Source organism: Nocardiopsis sp. CA-288880 (assembly GCF_050955985.1).
In the GTDB taxonomy this organism is placed as follows: Bacteria; Actinomycetota; Actinomycetes; order Streptosporangiales; family Streptosporangiaceae; genus Nocardiopsis; species Nocardiopsis tropica.
Map to the genome: position 1 here is coordinate 5,817,947 of NZ_CP192105.1, position 23,540 is coordinate 5,841,486.

General features: G+C 73.6%; 16 protein-coding genes and 1 pseudogene. 11 read left to right on the forward strand and 6 right to left on the reverse strand.

All coding sequences use genetic code 11. The features are described from left to right. Positions 1–22: 22 nt before the first annotated feature. A pseudogene (locus ACQPYD_RS25190) lies at positions 23–2,362 on the forward strand (ComEC/Rec2 family competence protein); the annotation flags it as partial. Positions 2,363–2,477: 115 nt separating this feature from the next. On the opposite strand, the gene ACQPYD_RS25195 reads toward ACQPYD_RS25190, so the two are convergent. Beyond that, entirely contained in the window at positions 2,478–3,134 is a 657-nt protein-coding gene (locus ACQPYD_RS25195) for a pyridoxamine 5'-phosphate oxidase family protein (RefSeq protein ID WP_267945999.1), read from the reverse strand. A gap of 77 nt (positions 3,135–3,211) precedes the next feature. Beyond that, a complete protein-coding gene (locus tag ACQPYD_RS25200) occupies positions 3,212–3,874 on the reverse strand; it encodes a globin domain-containing protein (RefSeq protein WP_433697976.1) in 663 nt (220 codons plus the stop codon). A gap of 735 nt (positions 3,875–4,609) precedes the next feature. Between ACQPYD_RS25200 and holA the strand changes: the two genes are divergently transcribed. Beyond that, a complete protein-coding gene (gene holA / locus ACQPYD_RS25205; protein WP_433697977.1) occupies positions 4,610–5,572 on the forward strand; it encodes a DNA polymerase III subunit delta in 963 nt (320 codons plus the stop codon). 34 nt (positions 5,573–5,606) lie between these two features. On the opposite strand, the gene ACQPYD_RS25210 is transcribed toward holA, so the two are convergent. Together ACQPYD_RS25210 and hflX are read right to left on the reverse strand one after the other, a co-directional pair. Further along, positions 5,607–6,815: an amidohydrolase family protein gene (locus ACQPYD_RS25210; protein ID WP_267946002.1), complete on the reverse strand. Its 1,209-nt coding sequence runs from the start codon at positions 6,813–6,815 to the stop codon at positions 5,607–5,609. A gap of 468 nt (positions 6,816–7,283) precedes the next feature. Continuing rightward, positions 7,284–8,828, reverse strand: a complete 1,545-nt coding sequence (hflX, locus tag ACQPYD_RS25215; protein ID WP_433697978.1) for a GTPase HflX — start codon at positions 8,826–8,828, stop codon at positions 7,284–7,286. Positions 8,829–9,167: 339 nt separating this feature from the next. Here hflX and aceB point away from each other — a divergent pair, with 339 nt between their 5' ends. The 6 genes from aceB to ACQPYD_RS25245 all read left to right on the forward strand — a co-directional run bounded on the left by aceB (position 9,168) and on the right by ACQPYD_RS25245 (position 17,267). Further along, entirely contained in the window at positions 9,168–10,772 is a 1,605-nt protein-coding gene (gene aceB / locus ACQPYD_RS25220; protein WP_433697979.1) for a malate synthase A, read from the forward strand. Positions 10,773–10,916: 144 nt separating this feature from the next. Further along, entirely contained in the window at positions 10,917–12,407 is a 1,491-nt protein-coding gene (locus ACQPYD_RS25225) for an FAD-linked oxidase C-terminal domain-containing protein (protein WP_433697980.1), read from the forward strand. A 29-nt stretch (positions 12,408–12,436) separates the two neighbouring features. Further along, positions 12,437–13,915: an FAD-binding protein gene (locus ACQPYD_RS25230; protein WP_433697981.1), complete on the forward strand. Its 1,479-nt coding sequence runs from the start codon at positions 12,437–12,439 to the stop codon at positions 13,913–13,915. Positions 13,916–13,954: 39 nt separating this feature from the next. Next, positions 13,955–15,280 carry a (Fe-S)-binding protein gene (locus ACQPYD_RS25235; protein ID WP_433697982.1) on the forward strand — a complete coding sequence of 442 codons (1,326 nt, stop codon included), beginning with the start codon at positions 13,955–13,957 and terminating at the stop codon, positions 15,278–15,280. 350 nt (positions 15,281–15,630) lie between these two features. Continuing rightward, positions 15,631–16,209 (forward strand): RNA polymerase sigma factor, encoded by a 579-nt coding sequence (locus ACQPYD_RS25240; RefSeq protein WP_433697983.1) that lies wholly within the window; start codon positions 15,631–15,633, stop codon positions 16,207–16,209. After that, positions 16,176–17,267 carry a CU044_5270 family protein gene (locus tag ACQPYD_RS25245; RefSeq protein ID WP_433697984.1) on the forward strand — a complete coding sequence of 364 codons (1,092 nt, stop codon included), beginning with the start codon at positions 16,176–16,178 and terminating at the stop codon, positions 17,265–17,267. Before ACQPYD_RS25240 ends, ACQPYD_RS25245 begins: the two co-directional genes overlap by 34 nt. 103 nt (positions 17,268–17,370) lie before the next feature. Here the strand turns inward: ACQPYD_RS25245 and dapF are convergent, their stop codons facing one another. Beyond that, a complete protein-coding gene (gene dapF / locus ACQPYD_RS25250) occupies positions 17,371–18,198 on the reverse strand; it encodes a diaminopimelate epimerase (protein ID WP_433702129.1) in 828 nt (275 codons plus the stop codon). A gap of 120 nt (positions 18,199–18,318) precedes the next feature. Here dapF and miaA point away from each other — a divergent pair, with 120 nt between their 5' ends. The 3 genes from miaA (at position 18,319) to ACQPYD_RS25265 (ending at position 21,627) form a co-directional block, all read left to right on the forward strand. Next, the gene (gene miaA, locus ACQPYD_RS25255; protein ID WP_433697985.1) at positions 18,319–19,320 is read left to right on the forward strand and encodes a tRNA (adenosine(37)-N6)-dimethylallyltransferase MiaA; all 1,002 of its coding nucleotides are present in this window, start codon (positions 18,319–18,321) and stop codon (positions 19,318–19,320) included. Between the two features lie 236 nt (positions 19,321–19,556). After that, entirely contained in the window at positions 19,557–20,339 is a 783-nt protein-coding gene (locus tag ACQPYD_RS25260) for a TetR/AcrR family transcriptional regulator (RefSeq protein WP_433697986.1), read from the forward strand. Positions 20,340–20,358: 19 nt separating this feature from the next. Continuing rightward, on the forward strand, positions 20,359–21,627 hold the full coding sequence (locus ACQPYD_RS25265; protein ID WP_433697987.1) for a cytochrome P450 family protein: 1,269 nt from the start codon (positions 20,359–20,361) through the stop codon (positions 21,625–21,627). 130 nt (positions 21,628–21,757) lie between these two features. Here the strand turns inward: ACQPYD_RS25265 and miaB are convergent, their stop codons facing one another. After that, complete coding sequence (gene miaB, locus ACQPYD_RS25270; RefSeq protein WP_433702130.1) at positions 21,758–23,203, reverse strand: tRNA (N6-isopentenyl adenosine(37)-C2)-methylthiotransferase MiaB; 1,446 nt, start codon at positions 23,201–23,203, stop codon at positions 21,758–21,760. Positions 23,204–23,540: the final 337 nt, after the last annotated feature.

The following is a 23,540-nucleotide window of genomic DNA, read 5'->3' on the forward strand; positions in this document are numbered from 1 at the left end:
CCGGAGCGGGGGAGCCGGGAACATGGTGACGTGGCTGGGAAGCGACGCGTACGGCCTGGGTCGGCCCTCCGACCTCCGGCTGCTCGCACCCGCCCTGGCGGCGTGGACCGCGGCCCTGGGCGCCCTCGCGGCCCCCGCGTGGGCGGCGTGGGTGTTCGGCAGCGTCGCCGGCTGTGCGGCGCTGGCGCTGTTCGCCCTCTCGCGGCCCCCGGCGGAGGCCGCCGCGCTCACCGTGGCGGCGGCCCTGGTCTGCGCGGCCACCGCGGCGTCGGTGGCCGGGGTCCACGTGCACCGTGTGGCCGGGAGCGCCGCGGCGGAGGCGGCCCTGCACGGCCGGGCGGTGGAGTTCGGGGCGGTGGTGGCGGGCGACCCCGTGTCCCGGGCGGGCACGCACCGCCCGGGGCGGGCCGAGTGGGTGGTGCGCTCCCGCACCGCCTGGGTCCGGCTCGGGGACGGCCCCCGTTCCTCCCGGGCCCCGGTGGTGGTCCTCGCCTCCGGCCCGGAGTGGCGCGGCCTCCTGCCCGGCCAGTCCTTCCGTGCGAGGGGCGTCTTCCTGGAGGCGGAGGACGACCCCCTGACGGCGGCCCTGGTCCTGGTGCGCGGACCGCCGGAGGAGGTCACCGCCCCGGGGCGGGCCCAGGCCTTCGCCGGCCGGGTGCGGGAGGGCCTGCGCGAGGCCTCGGCGGACCTGCCGCAGCCGGAGCGCGGCCTGCTCCCGGCACTGATCGTCGGCGACGCCTCCCTGCTCCTGCCCGAGACCGAGGAGGACTTCCGGGCCACCGGCATGACGCACCTCCTCACCGTCTCCGGCGCCAACCTGGCGATCCTGACCGGATTCGTCCTGGCGGCGGCCGGGCTGCTCCGGGCCCCGCCCTGGTGCGCGGTCGCCGGCGGTGCGGTGATGATCTGGCTCTTCGTGCTGGTGTGCCGCCCGGAGCCGAGCGTGGTGCGGGCCGCCTTCATGGGGTCGCTGGGGCTGCTGGCGCTGGCGACCGGGCGTGCGCACGCCGGGCTCGGCGCCCTGAGCGCCACCGTGGTCGGGGTCCTGTTCGTCTCCCCCGGACTGGCGGCCTCCTACGGCTTCGCCCTCTCCGTCCTGGCCACCGCGGGCATCCTGCTGCTGGTGCCCGTCTGGACGCGGGCGTGGTCGGAGCACATGCCGCCCCCGGTGGCGGAGGCGTTCGCCGTGGCCGTGGCCGCCCACGTCGCCGTCGCTCCCGTGCTGGTGGTGCTCTCGGGAGAGCTGTCGTGGGTCGCGATCCCGGCGAACGTGCTGGCCGCGCCGCTGGTCGCCGCGGTCACCGTGGCGGGTTCCGCGGTGGCGGCCCTGGCCGCGGTGTGGCCGGACGCGGCCTCCGCGGCGGTGCGCCTGCCCGCGCTGGGGGTGTCGTGGATCGCGGCGGTCGCCGGGGCCGGCGCCCGCGTCCCGTACGGGGCACTGCCGTGGCGGGCCGACCTGGCAGGCGGGGTGTTCCTGGCGGCCGTCCTGGCGGCCGTCGTGCTGACCCGCGGTCGTGTGCGGAGGGCGGTCGCGGCGGCGCTGGCGGCCTCGCTGCTCCTCGCCCTGGCGGCGCGGTGCCTGCCCGGCGGGTGGCCGCCCCCGGGGTGGGCGCTGGTCGCGTGCGACGTGGGACAGGGCACCGCGCTGGTGCTGTCCGTGGCTCCCGGCGCCGCGGTGGTGGCCGACACCGGCGAGCACCCGGACCTGGTGGACGACTGCCTGCGGCGCCTCGGCGTGCGCGAGGTCCCGCTGCTGCTCCTCAGCCACGACCACGCCGACCACGTGGACGGGACACCCGGGGTGCTGCGGCACCGCAGTGTGCACTCGGCCATGGCGCCGCCGGGGTTCGGGGACACCCCCGTCGGACGGCTGCTGAGGGGGTCCGGCGTCGAACTGGCGGAGGCGGCGCCGGGACGGGCCCTGCGGGTCGGGCCGTGGCTGTTCCGGGTGCTGTGGCCCGACCCGGCGTTCGCCGGTTCGCTCAACGACACCTCGATGGTGGTGCGCGCGGACGGCACGGGGCCCTCCGTTCTGCTGACCGGCGACGTCGAGGAGGAGGCCCAGCGCCGGCTGCTGGCGGGGCCGGACGCGGGCCTGCTCGCGGTGACCGTCCTGGCCACACCGCACCACGGTGCGGGAACCCAGGAACCGGCGTTCCTGGAGGCGGCCGATCCGGTGGTGTCGGTGACCTCGGTGGGCGCGGACAACCCGTACGGGCACCCGGCGCCGTTCACATGGGGCGTGCTGGAGCGGGTCGCGGAGGTCAACCTGCGCACGGACCGCGACGGCGACGTGGCGGTCCTGGGCGACGGCGCGTCCGGCTCGGGCATCGCCGTGACCCGGGGGCCCGGCCCCGGGCGTCGGGTCCCGCCGTCCCGGCCCGGGCGCGGGGCCGGTGCGCGGACGCGGCACGCCCGCCCGTCCCGCCGCCGCGGTGGGCGCGGCGGGGCCTCCCCGGCATCCCGCGCCGGGCCGCTCAGGCGTGTCGGCCGGCGACCGGGGCCCGGGGCGTGCTCCACGGCGAAGGGGTCTGCTTGGCGGCGAAGTAGTCGCCGCCCTTGCGCTGGACGTCGTCCGTGCCCCAGACCTCGTCCCTACCGACGGTGCGCAGGTGGGGGATGTGCTTGCGGCAGTGGATGTAGGCCTCCTCGATGTGGACCATGGTCCACAGCATCGCCTTCTGCCCCGGCACCTCCGGGTGGGGGAGCCCGCGGACGTGGCCCCGCAGCTTCTCGTCCTCCAGGAGACGGGCCCGGCCGTTGACGTGCAGGCCGATCCTCTCGCGCTGGAAGTCGAGGAACATCAGTCCGATGTGCGGGTTCTCCATGATGTTCCCGGCACTGGCGAACACCCCGTTCCCCCGGTACTCGGGGTAGACCAGGGTCTGCTCGTCGACGACGTGGACGAAACCGGGCGGCCCTGCCCGGAAGCTGGAGTCGCACTCGCCCTTGCTGTCCGAGGTGGCGATGAACAGCATCTCCTGCCGGGCGATGAACTCGCGCATCCGGGGGTTGAGCCGGTCCAGCATCTGGTCCTGGTAGAAGCGGTCGGCCCGCTCGGTCGTGCCCGTGACCGTCTGGACGTAGCGCTCGCCCTCGGTACCCGGCGTTCGGCTCTGGTCGGTCTCACTCATCACAATGGACTTTCGAGGGGACGGGGACGGGACAGGGGTGGGGTGGGGCTGGGGGGATCCCGGGCGGCCGGACGCGGTCAGCGGGTCGGCTGGGAGGCGCCGTACGGGCCAGGTGTGTCGTAGGCGTGCCGGGCGCCGGACGGGCGCGGTGCGTCGTAGGCGTGCCGGGCGTCCGAGGGGCGCTGGTCCCCCGCGGAGGACCTCGCTCCGGACCGGTCCCGGTCCCCGTAGGGACGACGGTCGTCGCCCCGGGGCGCGGCGTCCCCGGTGGAGCGCCGGGCGCCCTCCTCCTTGGAGATGGCGTCCTCCGCGCCCGCGAGCATGGTGGCGGTGATCCACTCGTAGACCAGCACCCACGCCGAGCTCATGGAGGACGACCAGGTCGGTGACACCTCGCTGACGGCGCGGACGAGGGCGCGGCCCACGAAGGGGTAGTGCTCGGGCCTGACCCCGAGCTCCCGGTAGTGCCGGCCGCCCAGCTCCCGGAGGAACTGCGCCACGTGGTCCGGCGCGTCGAGATAGCGGACGACCTCCACCAGTGCGTCGGCCATGCGCCTCTGCTGCGGCCGGATGTCGTCGGAGAACATGGCGCGGACCTCGGGCGCCATGACGAAGAGGTTCGCGTAGAAGCTCTCGGAGAGCCGCGTCGAGCCGGCGGGCAGGGACGCGCACGACTCCCGTACCGCCTCGATGACCGAGGCGTTGGGCAGAGGGACTTCGGTGATACGGCGGGGTTGCAAGGGCGGTTCCAGGTGTTCGGGTGGTGGGGCGCGGCGGGGCGGTGGCCCACGAAGGGGGTCCGCGCGGTCGGCGCGGCCCACGGGCCTCTGGGATGCCCCGCTGCGGCCCGACCACGGTTCCGGGCGAACGCGGACCGGTCGGTGCTCACTTGTTCGGGTTGCGCGCCCCCGGGCTCGGACGGATCCGGCGGCGCGGGGGCCTCTGTGTACCGGAGGCGCCTCAGCGCCGGCGTCGGAACGGGGGTGGTGCTCCGGAGCGGTCGACGCGCGCGCCGCCCCCGGTCTCGCCGCGACGGTCCGTCGCCGGCGCCGGGGGCCGCCCGTGCGCGTGGCCCCCGGTCCGGGGAGAACCGACGCGACGGGCGTCCGACAGTATCGAGATTGCGGGATCCCTCAACGCTGCCTTGCCATTTCCGGTCTCAGGTCTCCCCTGGGAGCCGGGACAGTCCCGGAGACCATATGTCGAGGGGGGCAAAAAGGCGAATATTCGCATACCTAACCCTCTGTGCTGGTATGTGTCGTGCACTGTAACAGACGTACCCAGAGGTCACACAGTTACCGAAGCGTACCTTCCGTCGCCATCCGACCACATATCCGCTCCGAACCGTCCCGAACCGGGCCCGCCGCACGCGGCGACCCGAGGAGACGGGGAGGACGCAGGAACGGACCGGCGCCCCGCCGACCGGCCGCGGGAACCGGGCGGGAACCGTCCCCGGCTCGTGGCATCCTCGTTGTATGCCTGCACCCGCCCCGCTCACGATCATCGTCGGCGACGAGGAGCTCCTCGTCGACCGGGCCGTCGCCGCCGTCGTCGCGGCGGTCCGCGAGAACGACCCCGGCGTGGACGTCCACGACCTGGTGCCCTCCCAGGTGACCGTGAACACGATCGTGGAGGTCACCTCCCCCTCCCTGTTCGGCGACCGGCGGGTGGTGGTGCTGCGCTCCTCCCAGGACCTCGTCAAGGATCTGGCCGCGACCGTCACCGACTACCTGAAGGACCCGGCCGACGACGTCCACCTGGTGCTCACGCACGCGGGCGGCAACAAGGGCAAGGCACTGCTGCAGGCCGCGGTCAAGGCGGGCGCCGCACGGGTGGACTGCAAGGGGCCGACGAAGGGCCCCGAGAGGGTGGCGTTCGTCAGGGGCGAGTTCACCGCCGCCGGTCGCCAGATCACCCCGGACGCCGCCCAGGCCCTGGTGGACGCGGTGGGCACCGACCTGAGGGAGATCGCCGCGGCGTGCACGCAGCTGGTGGCCGACACCGAGGGCCGGGTGGACGGCGCGGCGGTGGCCCGCTACCACTCCGGCAAGGCGGAGGCCTCCGGGTTCAGCGTCGCGGACCGCGCGGTCGAGGGCCGGCTGCCCGAGGCGTTGGAGCAGTTGCGCTGGTCGCTGGCGGTGGGCACCGCCCCGGTGCTGATCAACAGCGCCCTGGCAGGAGCGGTGCGCGGCATCGCCGTGGCCGCGCAGCCCCCGCGCGGGATGTCCGAGGCGGATCTCGCCAAGCGCGCCAAGGTGCCGCCGTGGAAACTGCGCACGCTGCGCCAGCAGGCCCGGGGATGGAGCGCCGCGGGCGTCACACGGGCGATGGCGGTGGTCGCCGAGACCGACGCGCTCATCAAGGGCGCCGGCCGCGACCCCGAGTACGCGCTGGAGCGCGCCGTGATCGAGATCGCCCGTGCCAGAGGGGTCCGCTGACCGGTTCCGCCCCGAGCGGTCACGGGCGCGGGCGTCAGCGGATGGTCTTGCCGCCCTGCCAGACGCGCAGGGTGTTCAGGCCCATCGACCAGGCGAACGCGCCCTCGTGGTCGGCGTCCCACTGGACGAGGTCCGCCAGGTTTCCCGGCGTCAGCATGCCCCGGTCGCGGAGCCCCAGGGAGTGGGCGCTTCCCACGGTGGCGGCGTGCAGCGCCTCGTGGACGGTCATCTCGAACATGGAGACGGCGAGGGAGATCACCAGCGGCATCGACGTGGTCCCGGCCAGGCCCGGGTTGTGGTCGGTGCCCAGGCCGATCGGCACCCCGTGGTCGAGCAGGGACCGCACCGGCGGGGTGCGGCGCTCGTGCAGGGACGTGGTCGGACAGGCCACCACGGGGGTCCGCGTGGTGGCGAGTGCCAGGATGTCCCGGTCGTCGGTCTCGTGCAGGAGGTCCACCGACGAGCAACCGAGCTCGGTGGCCATCCGCACGGCACCGTGCCGGGGGCGGGAGCAGGCGTGCAGGGTGGTGCGCAGCCCCACCGACTGGCCGACGCCCAGCAGCAGGCGGGCGTCCTCGGTGGTGAACTGCTCGTTGTCGCAGTACACGTCCACCCCGTCCGCACCGGCCAGGGCTGCGTCGCCGAGCCACGAGGCGGCCGTGGCCACGTAGTCCTTGGGCCGTCCGAAGAACTCGGGCGGCACCCCGTGCGCGGGGAAGAAGGTCACATGCAGGCGCGGCATCCCCGGTTCCTCCTCCAGGGAGCGCAGCAGGCGCACGTCGGCCAGTTCGCCGTCCCGGGTGAGGTGGTAGCCGGTCTTGGCCTCGACGGTGGTGCTGCCCGTCAGGACCCAGTGCCGCAGGCGTTCGCGGACCGCGTTGCACAGGGTCCAGGGGTCGGTCCCGCGGGTGATGGTGACGGTGGTGGAGACGCCGCCGCCCGCCGCGAAGATGTCGCCCTTGGAGGCGCCCTTCGCCCACATGTTGACCTCGGCGTAGCGGTCCCCCGCGTAGACCGGGTGGCAGTGGGCGTCGACCAGCCCGGGCGTGATGAGTCCGCCGCCGATGTTGACGACGTCGTCGACGTCGGTGAGGTCGTCCACCACGCCGGGGATGCGCTGGGGCAGCTCGGCGGCGGGCCCGACCCAGGCCACGCGGTCCCCGTCCATGAGGAGCGCGGCCTTGGTGAGCATCTCGTTCCCGGTCCACAGCCGACCGATGTTGCTGAGGAGTACTACCGTCATGGGGTTTTCCGCCCTCGTCGGTCAGATCCGCCGGCGCGAGTGCGGTACACGGTCGCGGGATGCACGGGCGGACATAACGACCTCGTATCTGGAACGATCCGACAGGGTCGGCAGGAGGCGGCCGTGGGGCCGCCGCGGTGCCGTGACAGCGGGAAGGAGAGTCGGCTGTCGGGGGACAGCGGGCCGCTGGCGGCCAGTGCTCCAAAACCGTAGTCCATCCGCGGACTCCGTGTACACCTCTCCCGGGGGACGAATGCGAGCGTGGCGGAGCAAAACTCGCGAGTGGACGGCGTGACGAAGGACACCGGCGCCCCCGCACCGCCGGTCCGGTCCCGGACCGTGCGCCCCGCCCCCGCCCCGTCCCGCGGACCCGCGACGGCCCCAGACATGCGAGGACCGGGGCGCCCGGTCGGGACGCCCCGGTCGCAGCCGGTGGCGGGCGCGGTCCCCGGAGGGACCGCGCGGTGCTCAGGCCCTGCTGGGCGTGTACTCGTTGAGCTTCGCCGCGAGCAGCTCGGGGACGAAGGCGTGGATCGCCGTTCCGTCTCCGGTGTGCTCCTCGCTGATGATGCGTCCCTCCTGGTGCACCTTGGCGATGAGGTCGCCCCGCGAGTACGGGACCAGCGCGTTGACCTCGTGCGCGAGCTCCGGGAGCGCGTCGGCGAGCGCCGCGACCAGCTCGGGAACGCCCTCGCCGGTGCGGGCCGAGACCTCGACCATGTTCGGGTAGCGGGTCCGCAGCACCTTGAGCACGTCCGGGTCGGCGGCGTCCACCTTGTTGACCACGATGAGCTCGGGCACCTCCGCGGCCTCGATGTCGGCGAACACCTCGTGGACCGCGCGAATCTGGCTCTCGGGGTCGGGGTGCGACCCGTCGATCACGTGCAGGATCAGGTCGGAGTCGGCGACCTCCTCCAGGGTGGAGCGGAACGCCTCCACCAGCTGGTGCGGCAGGTGCCGGACGAATCCGACGGTGTCGCTGAGGGTGAAGCCGCGGCCGTCGGGCGTGCGCGCCTGGCGGACGGTCGGGTCCAGGGTGGCGAACAGGGCGTTCTCCACCAGGACGCCGGCCCCCGTCAACCGGTTGAGCAGGCTCGACTTGCCGGCGTTGGTGTACCCGGCGATGGCCACGGACGGCACCTCGCGGGTGCGCCGGACGTCGCGCTTGACGTCGCGCGCGGTGCGCATGTGGGCGAGCTGACGGCGCAGCTTGGCCATCTTGTCGTTGATGCGCCGGCGGTCGGTCTCGATCTTGGTCTCACCGGGACCGCGCAGGCCCACGCCTCCGCCCGCGCCTCCGCCGCCGGAGCCGCCCGCCTGCCGGGACAGGGAGTCGCCCCAGCCGCGCAGTCGCGGCAGCAGGTAGCTGAGCTGTGCGAGTTCGACCTGGGCCTTGCCCTCGCTGCTGCTGGCGTGCTGGGCGAAGATGTCCAGGATCAGGGCGGTGCGGTCCACCACCTTGACCTTGACGACGTCCTCCAGCTGCCTCAGCTGGCCGGGGGTGAGCTCACCGTCGCAGATGACGGTGTCGGCGCCGGTCGCCTCGACGATGTCGCGGAGTTCGGCCGCCTTGCCCTTGCCGACGTAGGTGGCCGGGTCCGGCTTGGAGCGGCGCTGGGTGAGGCCTTCGAGGACGAGTGCCCCGGCGGTCTCGGACAGGGCCGCGAGTTCGGTGAGCGAGTTGTCGGCGTCGGTCTGGGTGCCGCTGGTCCACACGCCGATGAGGACGACGCGCTCCAGTCGCAGCGACCGGTACTCGACCTCGGTGATGTCGGTGAGTTCGGTGGAGAGCCCCTGCACGCGGCGGAGCGCGTGGCGTTCGGCGAGTTCCATCTCACCCTGGTCGGGAGCGTTCCTCGGCTCGTTCCGGCGGTCTCCGCCGTCGGCCTCGGCCCCACGGGTCGCATCGTCCCCGTCGACCCCGTCCCCGACGGTGATCGCCTCGCGGAAGACGTCCTCGCCTGCGGCCTCGTGGCCGGGCTCGGAGATTCCGCGGGTGTCAGCTGTATTCATATCCCTCCAGGTGGGTCAACGCGGCCGCCGTCCTGATTCTTCCCGTGGGCGGGCCGCGACGGGCGCCCTGTCGATGGTGGCAGGTCGCCGCCGCCGGGGCATCTGAATTATCGCAGGCCGTGCGACACGCGACATTGCGCCGTGCGGAGTCGCCCGGTGACCCTCGGTCGATACTGGCCGAAGAAGTCCCGATCTTCCGGGCGGAAGTTTTCCGGACCTTCACACGCCGGGAAACTTCACGATCATGTGCGCGGACCGCGGCGTTGACCGCGCGGAGGCACTGACGGTAGCGTCGTTTTCCACATACCAAAAGCCATTTTCGTATTGCGGAAGGTTTCCATGGGCGCCACGCACGGGGTCGAGATCACCGGCCCCCTCCACGACCGGTTCGACGAGATCCTCACGGATGAGGCCCTGGCCCTCGTCGCCGAACTCCACCGCACCTTCGAGGGGCGCCGCCAGGAGCTCCTCTCCGCCCGCAGGACCCGCGAGGAGCAGATCGCCGCGGGTGCCGACCTCGACTTCCTCCCCGAGACCGAGCACATCCGCGAGGACGACAGCTGGCAGGTCGCCCCGCCCGCGCCCGGCATCACCGACCGCCGGGTCGAGATCACCGGCCCCACCGACCGCAAGATGACCGTCAACGCGCTCAACTCCGGCGCGAAGGTGTGGCTCGCCGACTTCGAGGACGCGAACACCCCGCTGTGGGAGAACATGATCGGCGGGCAGCTCAACCTGCGCGACGCCCTCGACCGGCAGATCGACTTCACCTCCCCGCAGGGCAAGACCTACGCCCTGAAGGAGGACGGCGAGCTCGCCACCGTCGTCGTCCGTCCGCGCGGCTGGCACCTGGACGAGAAGCACATCCTCGTCGACGGCCGCCGGACGAGCGGCGGCATCGTCGACTTCGCGCTCTACCTCTTCCACAGCGCCCGGCGGCAGATCGCCAAGGGCAAGGGGCCGTACTTCTACCTGCCCAAGATGCAGAGCCACCTCGAGGCCCGCCTCTGGAACGACATCTTCGTCCTGGCCCAGGAGCGCCTGGGGATCCCGCGCGGCACCATCCGCGCCACCTGCCTGATCGAGACCATCCCGGCCGCCTTCGAGATGGAGGAGATCCTCTACGAGCTGCGGGAGCACTCCGCGGGGCTCAACGCGGGGCGCTGGGACTACCTGTTCAGCATCATCAAGACGCACCGCACCCGCGGCCGCCGGTTCCTGCTGCCCGAGCGCAACGCCGTGACGATGACCGCCCCGTTCATGCGCGCCTACACCGAACTGCTGGTCAAGACCTGCCACAAGCGCGGCGCCCACGCCATCGGCGGCATGGCCGCGTTCATCCCGTCCCGCCGCGACGCCGAGGTGAACGAGGTCGCCTTCGCCAAGGTCCGCGAAGACAAGTCCCGCGAGTCCGGCGACGGGTTCGACGGTTCGTGGGTGGCCCACCCCGACCTGGTCCCGGTCGCCATGGAGGTCTTCGACGGCGTCCTCGGCGAGCGCCCCCACCAGATCGACAAGCAGCGCCCCGAGGTCGAGGCGACCGCCGCGGACCTGCTCTCCGTCGACCGGACCCCGGGCGGCGTCACCCTCGCCGGCCTGAGCGGCAACATCAACGTCGCCCTCCAGTACCTGGCCGCCTGGATGGGCGGCAACGGCGCGGTGGCCATCCACAACCTCATGGAGGACGCCGCCACCGCAGAGATCTCCCGGTCCCAGATCTGGCAGTGGCTGCACAACGACGTCACCCTCGACGGCGGCGAGAAGGTCACCGCCGAGCTCGTCAGGCAGCTCATCGACGAGGAGCTGGCGGCCATCCGGGGGTCCCTGGGGGAGGCGTACGACGAGAGCCTGTACCAGCAGGCCAAGGAGCTGTTCTCCGAGGTGGCCCTCGCCGACGAGTACGTGGACTTCCTGACGCTGCCGGCCTACGAGCGCATGCCGTAGTTCGGGCTTGATTCCGTAAAACGGAAGAGAGTTTCCATCGCACCCCTTGCTACGGCAGGGGGTGCGGTCGTACGTTCCCCTTGCGAGGTCGCAGCCGGGGAAGGGTTCCCGGACCCACTTCTCCGGACCTGCCCGGGAGGCGCCATGACCGAGACCGCACCCGCCACACGGACCCCGGCGGCCCTGGCCGCCCTCGTCCCCGTGCTGCGCGACATCTGCGGTGAGGACGGCGTCCTGACCGACGCCTCCCGGCGACGCACCTACGAGAGCGACGGGCTCACCCACCACAGGTCCGTCCCCGGCGTCGTCGTGCTCCCCACCACCGCCGAGCAGGTCGCCGCCGTCGTCCGGCTCTGCTCCGACCGCGGCGTCCCCTTCGTGCCGCGGGGCGCGGGCACGGGCCTCTCCGCGGGGGCGCTCCCCCACGCCGAGGGCGTCCTGGTCGTCACCTCGCGCATGCGCCGCATCATCGAGATCGACGTCGAGAACGAGTGCGCGGTCGTCGAACCGGGGGTGGCCAACCTCGACGTCACCCGCGCCGCGGCCCCCCACGGGTACTACTACGCGCCCGACCCCTCCAGCCAGCAGGTGTGCTCGGTGGGCGGCAACGTCGCCGAGAACTCCGGCGGCGCCCACTGCCTCAAGTACGGGTTCACCGTCAACCACGTGCGCGGCCTCGACATCGTCACCCCCTCCGGCGAACTCGTCAGCCTCGGCGGCCGGAGCCCCGACGCTCCCGGCTACGACCTCATCGGCGCGTTCGTCGGCTCCGAGGGCACGCTCGGCATCGCCACCCGCATCACCGTCAACCTGACCCGCGCCCCGCAGAAGACCGTGACCCTGCTGTCCGCGTTCACGTCGATGGACGCGGGCGGGCGGGCGGTCAGCTCCGTGATCGCCGCCGGAGTGCTGCCCTCCGCCATGGAGATGATGGACGCGCTCGCCATCGAGGCCGCCGAGAAGGCCGTCGCCTGCGACTACCCGCAGGGGGCGGCGGCCGTGCTGGTCGTGGAGCTGGACGGCCCCGCCGCGGAGGTCGACGCCCAGCTCGCCGAGGTCGTCCGGCTGTGCGGCGGGGCGGGCTCCTTCGAGACCCGGACCGCCAGCGGCCCCGAGGAGCGCGCCCGCATCTGGAAGGGGCGCAAGTCGGCGTTCGCCGCGGTGGGGAGGATCAGCCCCGCCTACATCGTCCAGGACGGCGTCGTCCCCCGCACCGCCCTGCCCGAGGTGCTGCGCCGCATCACCGAGCTGTCGGAGTCCAGCGGCATCCGCGTCGCCAACGTCTTCCACGCCGGCGACGGCAACCTCCACCCCCTGGTGCTGTTCGACGACACCGAGCCCGGCGCGGCGGCCAGGGCCGAGGAAGTCTCCGGGGCCATCCTCGACCTGTGCATCGAACACGGCGGCTCCATCACCGGGGAGCACGGCGTGGGCGTGGACAAGGCGTGCAAGATGCCGCGCATGTACGGTCCCGACGACCTGGCGACGTTCGACCTGTTCCGCCGGTCCTTCGACCCGGACGGCATCGCCAACCCGGACAAGCTGCTCCCCACGCCGCGCCTGTGCGGCGAACGGCCCGGCGTGCGCAGGGGCGTGCACCCGCTCGTGGAGTCCGGGCGGGCCGACCAGTTCTGAGCGACGGCTCCGACGACGAGGGAGGACACGTGACACCCGCGGAGAAGCTGGAGGTCGAGGGCTGCGCCCTGAGGAAGGGGACCGCCGCCGACGCCGTGGGGGCCCTCGTCCCCGGGTACGTGGCACGGCCCGCGGACGCCGACGCCCTCGCCCGGATCATGGCCGTGTCCGGGCGGCGGGGACTCACCGTCGTCGCGCGCGGCCACGGTACCGGCATGGACTGGGGCGGGGTCCCGCGCTCCGCCGACCTGGTCGTCGACACCGGCGGCCTGTCGTGGATCGACCACATCGCGGGCGACCTCGTCGTCGAAGCCGGGGCCGGCACCCCCGTCGCCGACCTCTTCGCCGTGCTGGAGGCCGCCGGACAGCGCCTGTCCGTCGACCCCGTGCGCGAGGGCGGAACCGTCGGCGGCATGGTCGCCACGGGAGTGTCCGGCCCGCGCCGCCTGCTCACCGGCGCCCTGCGCGACCTGGTCATCGGCATGACCGTCGTGCGGGCCGACGGGGTGGTGGCCCGCAGCGGCGGCCGGGTGGTCAAGAACGTGGCAGGGTACGACCTGGCGAAACTGCACACGGGAGGCCTCGGCACCCTCGGCGTGATCGCTTCGGTGGCCTTCCGCCTGCACCCGCTGCCGCCCGCCCTGCGGGTGGTGACCATCCCCCTGGCCTCCCGCGGTCACGCGGAGCGGATCACGGCCGCCCTGCGCGCGACCACGGTCGTGCCTGCGGCGGTGGAGCTCCACTGGCCCGCCCGTCTCCCTCCACCACCCTCAACCGACGCCTCCGGCGCAGCCCAACCCCACCGTCTCCCTCCACCACCCTCAACCGACGCCTCCGGCGCAGCCCAACCCCACCGTCTCCCTCCACCACCCTCAACCGACGCCTCCGGCGCAGCCCAACCCGCCCGTCTCCCCCCACCACCCTCAACCGACGCCGACCGCACCGCCCCGGCCCCGCCGTCCCCGGCCGCCCCCCACCACGGCCCCTGCCTGCGCGTCGTGCTGGAGGGGACGCCGGAGGGGCTGGAGGCCAGGACCGCCACCGTGCTCTCGGTCCTGAGCGGGGCCGCGCCGCAGGAGGGCGCCGTGCCGCCCGGGCCACGGGTGGACCGGGAACTGCCGGCGGGGTGGGGGCTGCTCCCCTCCGAGGGCACGGTCGTCCGGGTGTCCGTGCCGCCCGCCGAGTCGGCGGAGGCCGCCGAGGCGCTGGGCGCCCTGGCCAGCCGCGCGCACGGGACGGACGCGGTGGTCACCGGTTCGGTGCCGCGCGGCGCCCTCTTCGTCTCGTTCGCCCCGGGCGCGCCCGCGGGGGCCGTGGCGGACACGGTGGCGGGGGCCCGCTCCCGCCCCGGCTGGTCGGCCACCCTGCTACGCGCGGAACCGCACGTCCACGCCGCCGGGGTGGACCCGTGGGGCGAGATCCCCGGCCTGCCGCTGATGCGGGCCGTCAGGGACTCCTTCGACCCCGGCCGCCGCCTGGCCCCGGGGCGCTTCGCCGACGGCGCCTGAACCCGGCGCCCGAACCTTCCAGGACCTGAGGGAGTGCACGTGACCGACCAGCCGCCGGAGGCTCCACGCGAACGGGACCAGGTGTTCGGCGACCTGTTGAACGACTGCGTCCACTGCGGGTTCTGCCTCCCCACCTGCCCCACGAACGTGCTGTGGGGGCAGGAGATGGACTCACCGCGCGGGCGTATCCACCTGATGTCCCAGATGCACACCGAGGACGTCCTCACGGAGGCGGCGGTCGGTCACTTCGACAACTGCCTGGGGTGCCTGGCCTGCGTCTCCTCGTGCCCGTCGGGGGTGGCCTACGACGCCCTCATCGAGCACACGCGGAACAGGGTGGAGAAGGAGCACGAGCGGCCGCGGGGGGAGCGGGTGCTGCGGGGCGCGATCTTCTCCCTGTTCCCGTACCGGCGCAGGCTGCGCCTCATGCGAGGCCCGCTGCGCGCCTACGGGGCCACCGGGGCGTCCTCCCTCGTCCGGCGCTCGGGCCTCCTGGAGCGGATCTCCCCGGCCCTGGCCGCCATGGAGCGCATCGCACCGCCGCTGTCGTCGCCCCCTCCCCCGCTCCCACCCCTGGTGCCCGCCGTGGGGAGGGCCCGGGCCAGGGTGGGGATGCTCGTGGGGTGCGTCCAGGGCGCGTTCTTCCCCGAGGTCAACACCGCGACCGCGCGCGTGCTGGCGATGGAGGGCTGCGACGTGGTCGTCCCCCGCTCCCAGGGGTGCTGCGGCGCCCTGTCCGGGCACTCCGGGCGGTCGGAGGAGTCCGCTGCCTTCGCCCGGCGCCTCGTCGAGGTGTTCGAGCGGGCGCGCGTCGACCGGGTCGTGGTCAACTCCGCCGGATGCGGCTCCAGCATGAAGCACTTCGACCGCACCCTGGCCGAGGCGGGCGCGGACGAGGCATGGGTGCGTCGCGCGCGCGACATGTCGGCGAAGGTCGTGGACCTCACCGAGTTCCTGACGGACCTGGGCCCGCGGGCCGAGCGCCATCCCCTCCCGCTGCACGCGGCGTACCACGACGCGTGCCACCTCTCCCACGGTCAGGGGATCACACAGGCCCCCCGCGCCCTCCTCGCGGGCATTCCGGGGCTGCGCGTGTCCGATCTGCCCGACAAGGAGGTCTGCTGCGGTTCGGCGGGCGTCTACAACCTGCTCAAGCCCGACGCCGCACGGGAACTCGGCGACCGCAAGGGCCGGGACGTGGCCTCCACCGGCGCCGACGCGCTGGTGTCGGGCAACCCCGGGTGCGCGCTCCAGATCGCGTCGGCGATGGAGCGTGCGGGGAGGCGGGTCGCGGTGACCCACACCGCGCGCGTCCTCGACGCGTCGCTGCGCGGTCTCACCGTCGACCAGCTGCTGGGGCGCTGACCCGGGGCGTGCCCCGTCCACAGGCCCGGGACGGGGCTGTCCCCGACCGGTGAACAGCTGCTTTCCTTGAATCAGGGGGGATCCCACCCCCGGCGGCTCCGGCGTGCCCGCGCCCCGCCCCGCACCCGGGACCGCCCCTCCCGCCCCGACACCTCCGCACCGGCCCCATTGGCCCCACAGGCCCCACTGGCCCCACCGATCCCGCCCGCGCCCGGCCTCCGGCCCGTCGCACCCCGGCAGCCACCCCACCCCATGTGCCCCACATCACACTCATTCGCGCGATTTCTCCCCCTCCCCCTCGAACAACGACCGCCCGGGCGACACAAGAGGGTGACAGAGAGGAGTTGCCGATGGTGACGAGCCACGACGGCGACCCGCCCGGGCACGCGGAGTTCAACGCGGTCTTCGAGAGGCACTACGACGCGGTGTACAACTACGCGCGCCGCAGGGTCGGCCCCGACCTGGCCGACGACGTCGCCTCCGAGGCGTTCGTCGTCGCCTGGAGGCGGCGCGACAGGGTACCCGCGGACAGGGAGCTCCCCTGGCTGTACTCCTGTGCCCGCCGCATCACCCTCGCCACGCTGCGGGAAATCCGCGGGCGCGGCGAGGTCCCCACTCCCCCGGAACAGCTCTGGCGGGACTCACCGGACGACGCGGAACAGGTCATCCGGCGCCAGTCGGCGCTCACCGCGCTGGCCGGGCTCTCCGACACCGACCGCGAGCTCGTGATGCTCGTGACCTGGGAGGGGCTGAGCAGCCGCGAGGCGGCCCGGGTGGTGGGCTGCGCCCCCGTGACCGCGCGGGGCCGCCTGCACCGCGCCCGCCGACGGCTCCAGGCCCTCATGGACGACACCGCCCGACCCGCTTCCGACACCCCTGACAGAGAGGAGGCGTCGTGGACGACGTCACCGCGCTTCGCGCGCTCATGAACGACAGCGACCCCCGCGCCGGGGCGACCGCTTCCTTCCCCGACCGCCAGCGCGCACGCACGAAGGCCATCGCCATGCTCGACGCCGCACCCGCCCGACGCCCCCTGTGGCGCCGGATCCCCGTCCTCGCCGGAGCCGCGACCCTGGTCGCCGCCACCACCGCCGCCGTCCTCGTGATCGGTACCGCGGGCGGGGGCCCCGCGGGCATCCCCGCCGCGTACGCGGCGCCGCCGGACCCGATCGAGGTCATCGGGGGCGCGCCCGAACCCGGGGCGGAGCGGCTCCTCGCCCTCGCCGAGACGGCCGGGGCCGGTGAGGACGCCCCCGGGGACGGCGATGTCGCCCATGTCTCCTCGACCGGACAGGAGCTGCTGGTCGTCACCAGCTTCGCCGGGGAGGAGGCCGGCGACGACGACCTGCGCAGCGCCGGCTTCATCCCCTACGACTGGCAGTACTGGCAGGGCCCCGGGGGCGACATCCGCGAGATCGGCGTCGCCGGAGAGGCCGAGGACACCCGGGGCGACGTCGAGGAGCACCGGAGGTTCCTCGACGACCGGTCGGACGACTTCGAGAGCACCCTGCACGAGAGCCTCGTCCTCCCGCGGGACCTGCCCACCGACACGGACGCACTGACGCGGACCCTCCTCGGGTGGGGGCAGGACGACGTCCCGGCCGACAGCCCCGAGGCGGACGAAGCCCTCGTCAACGCCCTGAACCACCTCTACGACCGCCGTCCGCTGGACGCCGACGAGCGGGCCGCGGCCCTGCGCGTGCTCTCCGGGTTCTCCGGCGTCGAGTACGCCGGCCGGACCCAGGACCCGCTCGCCCGCGGCGGCGAGCTCTTCCAGGTGCGGGTCGAGGAGGGGACGGAGACCAACGAGTACCGGTACGTCTTCGACTCCGGGAGCGGTGCGCTCCTCTACCGGGACGTCACCCTGCTCGAGGAGGAGCCCGGCGAGTCCTCCCTCGCCCGGCACGACCTCGAACTCCCGGTGACCACCTCCTACCGGACCTTCCTCTGGTCCGGCTGGGTTCCGGGCATCGGGGACCGCCCCTGACCCGGGACGGGGTGCGGGCCCCGCTCCTCTGAGGGGCCGCCCGCGCATCAGGCGGTGCCCGGTCCGGCGCGCGGACCGGGCACCGCCCGCCGCGGGGCGGTCCTCAGGAGAGGAGGGAGGTCTCGCCCTCCGCCACGATGACGGCCGGGCCGCTCATCCTCGCGCCGTCGGAGTCCAGGAACACGGTGCACTCCCCGCCGAGGACCCTCACACGCCAGGTGGCGCCCTCGCCCGCAGGGGTGGCGGCGGCGGCCGCGGCGACGATCCCGGTGCCGCAGGAGCGGGTCTCGCCCGAGCCGCGCTCGAAGACGCGCATGTCGAGGACACCGGGCTCGACCTCGGTGTACACCTCCACGTTGGCGCCCTCGGGGAAGGCCTCGCGGTCCAGCAGGGGCGGCTCGGTCAGGTCCACGTCCGCGACGGGGCCGGGCACCTCACAGGCCAGGTGGGGGTTGCCCACCGAGATCTGGGCGCCGTGCACCACCTGCCGGGCGAGCTTCGCCGAGGACGTGCCCTGCCTCTCGACCCGGCCCATGTCGACGGTGACGTCGCCCTCGGAGCCGACCCGGACCTCCTTGGCGCCGTCCCTGGTGCCCACCTCGAAGACGTCGCCGCCGACCAGGCCGGCGTGCACCAGGTAGCGGGCGAACACCCGCACGCCGTTGCCGCACATCTCCGCGACGCTCCCGTCGGAGTTTCGGTAGTCCATGAACCACTCGGCGCGCTCCGCGGTGCGCGCGGACGGCGCGAGCGCCTCGCCCAGGGCGCGTGTGCGCACCACGCGCAGGATGCCGTCGCCGCCGATGCCCGCGCGGCGGTCGCACAGCAGGCGGACGGCCTCCTCCGTGAGGTCGAGCTCCCCGTCGGGGTCGGGGAGGATCACGAAGTCGTTCTCTGTTCCGTGGCCCTTGGCGAATCGCATGCCGACCATCCTAGGCGTGGTCACGGCATGTCCCCGACCGCCCGTCCGGGCCCCTGGCCCCGGGCGGCGGCGGGAGCTCCGGCGCCCGGGACCGGCCGGGGCAGGCCGCGAACTGACTACGCTGGAAGGATGATCAAGGTGATCGCGGTTGTCGGCCCGACCGCTGTGGGCAAGTCCGATCTCGCCGTCGAGGTGGCCCTGCGACTCGAAGAGCGCACGGGACGCCGGGGCGAGGTCGTCAACGCCGACTCCATGCAGCTCTACCGCGGCATGGACATCGGTACCGCCAAGCTCGGCGAGGCCGACAGACGCGGGGTCCCCCACCACCTGCTGGACGTCTGGGAGGTCAGCGAGCCCGCGGACGTGGCCAGTTACCAGGACATGGCCCGTGAGCGCGTGGAGGACTGCGCCGACAGGGACGTCATCCCCGTCCTCGTGGGCGGGTCCGGGCTCTACGTCCGCGCCGTCCTGGACCACCTGGAGTTCCCCGGCACGGACCCCGGCGTGCGGGCCCGTCTGGAGGCGGAGCTCGGCGACGTGGGCCCGGGGGTGCTCCACGCCCGGCTGGCGGAGGCCGATCCGGCGGCGGCGCGCACCATCCTGCCCGGGAACGGGCGTCGGATCGTGCGGGCCCTGGAGGTCATCGAGCTGACCGGTCGGCCGTTCACCGCGAACCTGCCGGACCACACGTCCTTCTACCCGTGCACGCAGATCGGCCTGACCTCCCCCCGCCCCTCGCTGGACGAGCGCATCGACGCCCGTGTGGAGCGCATGTGGGACCAGGGCCTGCTGGACGAGGTCCGCGTCCTGGACGGGCTGGGGCTGCGCGGGGGACGTACGGCGTCCCGCGCCCTCGGGTACGCCCAGGCCCTGGCCCAGCTCGACGGCGAGATGTCCGAGGAGGAGGCGAAGGCGGCCACCGCCCAGGCGACCCGGCGCTTCGCCCGCCGCCAGGAGTCCTGGTTCCGCCGCGACCCCCGGGTCCGCTGGCTGCCCTACGACGCCCCCGACCTGGTCGAGCGTGCGCTGTCCCAGGTGGAGAGGGCCCTGTCCGGTTCCCCGGAGGAGCCCGGTGAGGCCCTGGTGGACGTGGCGACGCTGGTCCCGCACGGGCAGCGCTCCCCCGGGTAGCGCCTCCCGCTCCCTCCGTCCGTCCCGGGGGCCGGGCCCGTCGGGCCCGGCCCCCGGTGTCGTGCACCCGGTGTCGTGCACCCCTTGTCCCCGGGGTCCCCTTCGCCTATCTTGACTCTGTGACCAGTTTTCAAATCTGGTCACGGAGTCAGAGAGGAGGGGTGGGGATATGGTCGTCGCGTCAACACGCGTGGTCAAACCGCATCCCGTCCGTCCCCGACTCGCAGGAGCACATCGTGAGCCCGTCGACCGACACGCCCCCGGGCGCCTCCACCTCCCCCTCCCCGGCCGCGGACGCGGCCGCGGCCGAACGGGAGCTGAGGGCCGACCGCATCCTGGACGCCGCGGAGGAGCTGCTGGTGGCCTGGGGACGCCGCAAGATCACCGTCGAGGACGTCGCCAGGAGGGCGAAGGTCGGCAAGGGCACCGTCTACCTCCACTTCGCCACCAAGGAGACGCTGCTGCTCGCGGTGGTCATGCGGGCCCAGCTCGGCCTGATGCGACAGCTCCTGGAGGTCATGGGCAGGTCTCCGGAGAACGTGCGGCCCAGCGAGGTCGCCCGCTCCCTGTACCTGAAGCACCTCGACTCACCGCTGATGCGGGCCGTCCTCACCGGGGGCACCGAGTCCCTGGGGGCCCTCTCACGGGACGCGGCCGCCCTCGTCGGGGGAACGGTCCGCGAGCGCCAGAGGGCCATGAGGGCCTACTGGGACGTGCTGCGCGACCTCGGGCTCCTGCGCCCGGACCTGCCCGTGGACGACCAGCTGTACGCCTACAACGCGCTCGTCCTCGGCCACCTGGTCACCCCGCCCGTCCTGGAGGAGCAGGGGATGCACGTGCCCGACCACGGCACGCGCGCCGACCTCATGGCGCAGAGCGTCCGGCTGCTCCTGGAGCAGGACGCGCCACCGGAGAACACGCGCAAGGCCCAGGCCAGGGTCCTGGAGATCTTCTCCGCCCTGGACAGGAGCATGCGCGAGGACATCGCACGACTGAAGCAGACACCAGGCTCCACCTGACACCTCCCGAGGAGGGCCCATGACAGCCAACCCCCCGTCCGCCCGAGACGACCTCATCGACCTTCGCGCACCCGGGTTCGCCACCGACCCCTTCCCGGTGATCGAGCGGGTCCGAGCGGCGGGCGGGTCGGCGCCGGCCCTGTTCGTCGACACGCTGGAGGCCACGCTCTTCGTGGACGACGAGGACGTGCGCACCATCCTGGGCGACCGGCGGTTCGTCCTCGACCCCGCCAACGTCGCCGGAGAGGTCACCGCCAGGCGCTCCGACGCCCTCACCGGGCTGGGCATCAGCCCCGACCTGGTCACCTACCTGACCGAGTCCCTCCTCGACAAGGACGCCGAGGACCACACCCGGCTGCGCAAACTCGTCTCGCGCACGTTCACCGTGCGGCGTGTCAACGCGATGCGCCCCTCCGTCCAGCGGATCGCCGACGAGCTGATCGCGCGGCTCCCGGAGCTCGCCGACGGCGACGGGGTCGTGGACCTCATGCCGCACTTCGCCTACCCGCTGCCCATCGCGGTCATCTGCGACCTGGTCGGGGTCCCCGTCGAGGAGCGCCCCGCCTGGCGGTCCTGGAGCGAGCGGCTGTCCGCCTTCGACCCGAGCCGGCCCGACCTCATGAACAGCGCCCTCGGAGAGATGGTCGAGCACATCAGGGGGATGCTGGCCTCCCGGCGCGCCGAGCCGACCGACGACCTGCTCGGCGCCCTGGTCCGGGCACGCGACGAGGACGGCGGGCGCCTCAGCGAGAGCGAGCTGATCACGCTGGTGTTCACGCTCGTCATCGCCGGCCACGAGACCACCGCGCACCTTCTCGGCAACGGCGTCCGCGCCCTGCTCGGACACCCGGACCAGTGGGGCATGCTCCGCGAGGACCCGGGGATGCTGCCCTCGGCCGTGCACGAGATGCTCCGCTACGGCGGCACCGCGGTGATCGCCAAGGCGAGGTACGCCGTCGAGGACGTCGAACTGCGCTCCGGCCGCGTGGCCGCCGGAGCGCGGGCGATCGCGGTCATCGGCGGCGCCAACCGCGACCCGCGGGTCCACCCGGAGCCCCAGCGGTTCGACATCACACGCCACCACGGCAGGCCGGGGGAGGCGCACGTCGGGTTCGGGCACGGCGTCCACTACTGCCTGGGCGCCGCCCTGGCCCGCCAGGAGGGGGAGATCGGCGTCGGTGCGCTGGTCCGCGCCCATCCGGGCCTGTCCCTGGTCCCCGGGCGCGACCCCCGGCCCGGGGCCGTCCCCGGCGCCCTGCGCCTGGACAGCCTCCCGGTCCGGCTCTGAGGCCGGTCCCGCCCTCCCCGGGCCACGGCACGGGGAGGGCGGGACCGGGGCCCGGGAACGGAACCGCCCCCCTGCGCCACGGCGCAGGGGGGCGTGCGTGTTCGTCCGGGCTCGCACCCGGTCGGACGCCTCAGGCGTCGCAGCACCCGCCGACGGCGGCGGGCTGCTGGGCCGGGGCCCCGATCCCGGGCATGCCCAGCAGGACGTCCGGCTTGGCGTCCGCGGCCGGGCGGCCGTTGCGGGCCGCCCAGGCGTCGCCCGAACGGGTGCGGCGCAGTCCGCGGATCCCCGAGTCGGACACCAGGTGGTGCGGTGCGGCGTAGGTGACCTCGACGGTCACCACGTCGCCGGGGCGCGGCTCCTCGCCGTCGCCCACCGCGAAATGGACCAGGCGGTTGTCCGGGGCGCGGCCGGACAGGCGGCGGTGCTCGCCGTCCTTCTTGCCCTCGCCCTCGGAGACCAGCAGGTCGACCTCCCGGCCGACGAGCTTCTTGTTCTCCTCCCAGGAGATCCCGTCCTGGAGCTCCACCAGCCGCTGGTAGCGGTCCTTGACCACGTCCGGCGGCACCTGGCCGTCCATGGTGGCCGCCGGGGTTCCCGGGCGCTTGGAGTACTGGAAGGTGTACGCCATGGAGAAGCGGGCCTCGCGGACCACGTGGAGGGTCTCCTGGAAGTCCTCCTCCGTCTCCCCGGGGAAGCCCACGATGATGTCCGTGGTGATCGCTGCGTGCGGCATGGCGGCGCGCACCTTCTCCACGATGCCGAGGAAGCGCTCCTGGCGGTAGGAGCGGCGCATGTCCTTGAGGACCTTGCTGGACCCGGACTGCAGCGGCATGTGGAGCTGCGGCATGACGTTGGGCGTCTCGGCCATGGCCTCGATGACGTCGTCGGTGAAGTCCCTCGGGTGCGGGGAGGTGAAGCGCACGCGCTCCAGCCCCTCGATCCCGCCGCAGGCGCGCAGCAGCTTGGAGAAGGCCTGCCGGTCGCCGAAGCCGCTGCCGTAGGCGTTGACGTTCTGGCCGAGCAGGGTGATCTCGCTGACGCCCTCGGCCACCAGCGCGCGCACCTCGGCGAGCACGTCGCCGGGGCGGCGGTCCTGCTCCTTGCCCCGCAGCGCGGGCACGATGCAGAAGGTGCAGGTGTTGTTGCAGCCGACGGAGATCGACACCCACGCCGCGTACGCGGACTCACGGCGGCTGGGGAGCGTGGACGGGAAGTGCTCCAGGGACTCGGCGATCTCCACCTGCGCCTCGCGCTGGACGCGGGCGCGCTCCAGCAGCGTGGGCAGGGAGCCGATGTTGTGGGTGCCGAAGACGACGTCGACCCAGGGCGCGCGGCGCACGATCTCGCCGCGGTCCTTCTGGGCGAGGCAGCCGCCGACGGCGATCTGCATCCCCGGGTTGGCATCCTTGACCGGGCGCAGGTGCCCGAGGTTGCCGTAGAGGCGGTTGTCGGCGTTCTCCCTGACCGCACAGGTGTTGAACACGACGATGTCTGCGGTGGTGTCCTCGGCTGCGCGCGCGTACCCAGCGTCCTCCAGCAGACCGGAGAGGCGCTCGGAGTCGTGGACGTTCATCTGGCAGCCGTAGGTCCGCACTTGGTAGGTACGACTCTGGCTCACGGAACCAGGCTATCCGGTGCGGCGCACCGCCCGGGGACGGCCGCGGGCCCCGGCCGCCCCGTCCGGGCGCGCACCGCGGCCCGCCCTGCGGGGCGCGCCGGCGCGTCGCGTTATCGACCCGCTTCCGAGGCGTTTTCCGGGTGACCGATAGTCGGCGGCCCGAATCGGAAACGCCACCGGACAAACACCCAGCGTGGCGATTTCAAACCGAACAACGTTCACTGGTAACGTTTCCAGTCGTGAGTCTGTAACAAGTGCGCCACCGCGAATTCGGGTGGCGTTTTCAGGGTGA